Consider the following 2,554-nt stretch of genomic DNA (forward strand, 5'->3'; position numbering starts at 1 on the left):
AAAGCAGCAGGAATTTATCGGAAACGACCGAAACCGAACGGACCGGATTCCCGCTTTTACGGAGAAAGATGATGGAAAATCATCATCGTGCGTCAAACCCGCGCGGCAGCACATCGGCAGAGGAAATCAGAGATACGGTTGCAGGGTGCGGCGGAGGATGTCCGTGTCGGTAATTTCGGTGATGTTGGCTTCGCCCAGCCGGTTCAGACCGATAAAGCGCATGATGCCGCCGCTGACTTTTTTATCGTGGCTCATATGTTCGAGCCATTTTTCAAAGGCAAACACGGGCGGTGCGGACGGCAGTCCAGCGGCTTCGAGCAGGGCGGCGAGCCGCGCGGTATCTGCGGCGGAGGTTTTGCCCAGTTGTTCGGACAAACGCGCCGCCAACACGCAGCCGGCGGCGATGGCTTCTCCATGCAGCCAAGTGCCGTAACCCATCTCGGTTTCAATGGCGTGTCCGAAGGTGTGTCCGAGGTTGAGCCATGCGCGTATGCCCTGTTCGGTTTCGTCTTGGGCGACGATGTCTGCCTTCATTTGGCAGCAGCGGTACACGGCTTGGGCGAGTTTTTCCCGATCGAGCGTCATCAGTCCGGATATGTTTTGTTCGAGCCATTCGAAAAAACCGATGTCGCCGAGCGCGCCGTATTTGATGACTTCCGCCATACCGGCGGACAATTCGCGGACGGGCAGGGTGTGCAGCGTGTCCAAGTCGGCAAGCACCGCCTGCGGCTGGTAGAATGCGCCGATCATATTTTTGCCGAGCGGGTGGTTGATGGCGGTTTTGCCGCCCACCGATGAGTCGACTTGACTCAACAGTGTGGTCGGTATTTGAACGAACGGTGCGCCGCGCTGGTAGGTGGCAGCGGCAAAGCCGACCATGTCGCCGATCACGCCGCCGCCCAGTGCGATTAATGTGGTTTTGCGTTCGGCGCGGTTTTGCATCAGCCCGTCAAAGATGAGGTTGAGCGTCTGCCAGTTTTTGTGCGCCTCGCCGTCGGGCAGGATGATGCTGAAATGGGATACGCCTGCCGCATCCAATGCCGTCTGAAGCGTGCCGAGGTAGAGCGGGGCGACGGTTTCGTTGGCGATGATGGCGGCGCGTTTGCCCAAATGCGGTTTGAGCAGGCTTCCTGCCTGCGGCAGCAGTCCGTTGCCGATAAAGATGGGGTAGCTGTGGGACGGGGTGTGTACGGTCAGTGTTTTCATTGTTGTTCCTTAAAGTTTGAACCGCCGGCCCGCCGGGCGGGGCGCGGCTTGGTTTTCTGGGCGCGGCGCATATGCCGGTTTATCGGGATAAGCGTTTGAGCAGGGTTTGCACGGTTTGCCGGCAGTTTGCCGATTCTACGGTAAAGTCGGCGGTTTGGCGGTAAACGGGGTCGCGTGCGGCGTAGAGTTCACGTAATTTCGCCAAAGGATCGGCAACTTGCAGCAAAGGACGGCTGTTGTCGCAGCGCGTGCGTTCGAGCAGGGTTTCGGGCGGGGCGTGCAGATAGACGACCGTGCCGCTTTTGCGGATAAGGGCGCGGTTTTCTTCTTTTAACACCGCGCCGCCGCCGGTGGACAGGACGATATGGGGCAGGATAACCAGCTTTTTGAGTATGGCGGTTTCGCGCGAACGGAATCCCTGTTCGCCTTCCATTTCAAATATGGTGGGGATGGGAACGCCGGCGGCTACGGCGATTTCGTGATCGCTGTCGTAAAAACGGTAATCCAGCCGCTGCGCCATTTGCCGGCCCAGCGTGGTTTTGCCCGCGCCCATCAGTCCGATGAGGATGAGTTTGCCGTTAAAGTTTTTCATCACAATTCCTTAATGTTTGACACCCCGCCTTTCGGGGCGACAGGGTTCGGGCTTGTCGGGTTACGGCGGAATTTTATACGAAATCGGCAGGGCAGCGGTACGTTTGGAAAAATAACCCGACCATCCCGAACCTTTCTGATTTTAAGGAAAAATAAAAGAAATCAGGGAGGTTTTTTATTTCAGGCTGTGTTTTGACAATCCGTTGATTTCACTTATTTGTCAGGAAAAGGCAATTATCTTTGCTTAGGTAAACAATTATCCAATTGAATATATTGAAGATAATATGTTTATCAATACTATAGTGGATTAACAAAAACCAGTACAGCGTTGCCTCGCCTTAGCTCAAAGAGAACGATTCTCTAAGGTGCTGAAGCACCAAGTGAGTCGGTTCCGTACTATTTGTACTGTCTGCGGCTTCGTCGCCTTGTCCTGATTTAAATTTAATCCACTATAATGACCGTCGGGCATCTGTCGCCGTCATTCCCGCGCAGGCGGAAATCCGAACACGTCCGCACGGAAACCCATATCCCGTCATTCCCACGAAAGTGGGAATCTAGAACGCAGGGTTGGAGAAACCGTTTTATCCGATAAGTTCCTGAACCGACAGACCTAGATTCCCGCCTGCGCGGGAATGACGCGGTTTTAAGTTGCTGTTTCGGGTTGCTGTTTTTTGTGGAAATGACGAGGCTTTGGGTTGTGAGGATTTACCCCTTCCGCCGTCCTTCCCACAAAAGTGGGAATCCAGAAATGAAAAGC

At 54.7% G+C, this 2,554-nt stretch carries 2 protein-coding genes; both read right to left on the bottom strand.

Annotation, left to right across the window (positions count from 1 at the left end):
- Positions 1-126 precede the first annotated feature (126 nt).
- Positions 127-1,206 carry a 3-dehydroquinate synthase gene (gene aroB / locus HMPREF2959_RS08490; protein ID WP_002219791.1) on the bottom strand — a complete coding sequence of 360 codons (1,080 nt, stop codon included), beginning with the start codon at positions 1,204-1,206 and terminating at the stop codon, positions 127-129.
- A gap of 79 nt (positions 1,207-1,285) precedes the next feature.
- Positions 1,286-1,798 carry a shikimate kinase gene (locus HMPREF2959_RS08495; RefSeq protein WP_002239999.1) on the bottom strand — a complete coding sequence of 171 codons (513 nt, stop codon included), beginning with the start codon at positions 1,796-1,798 and terminating at the stop codon, positions 1,286-1,288.
- Positions 1,799-2,554: the final 756 nt, after the last annotated feature.

Origin of the sequence: Neisseria sp. HMSC070F02, assembly GCF_001814225.1 — a bacterium.
In the GTDB taxonomy this organism is placed as follows: domain Bacteria; phylum Pseudomonadota; class Gammaproteobacteria; order Burkholderiales; family Neisseriaceae; genus Neisseria; species Neisseria meningitidis.

Excerpts from the sequence above, each read along its gene's own strand:
- HMPREF2959_RS08495 (WP_002239999.1), bottom strand. The coding sequence starts at position 1,798 with ATGAAAAACTTTAACGGCAAACTCATCCTCATCGGACTGATGGGCGCG.
- aroB (WP_002219791.1), bottom strand. The coding sequence starts at position 1,206 with ATGAAAACACTGACCGTACACACCCCGTCCCACAGCTACCCCATCTTT.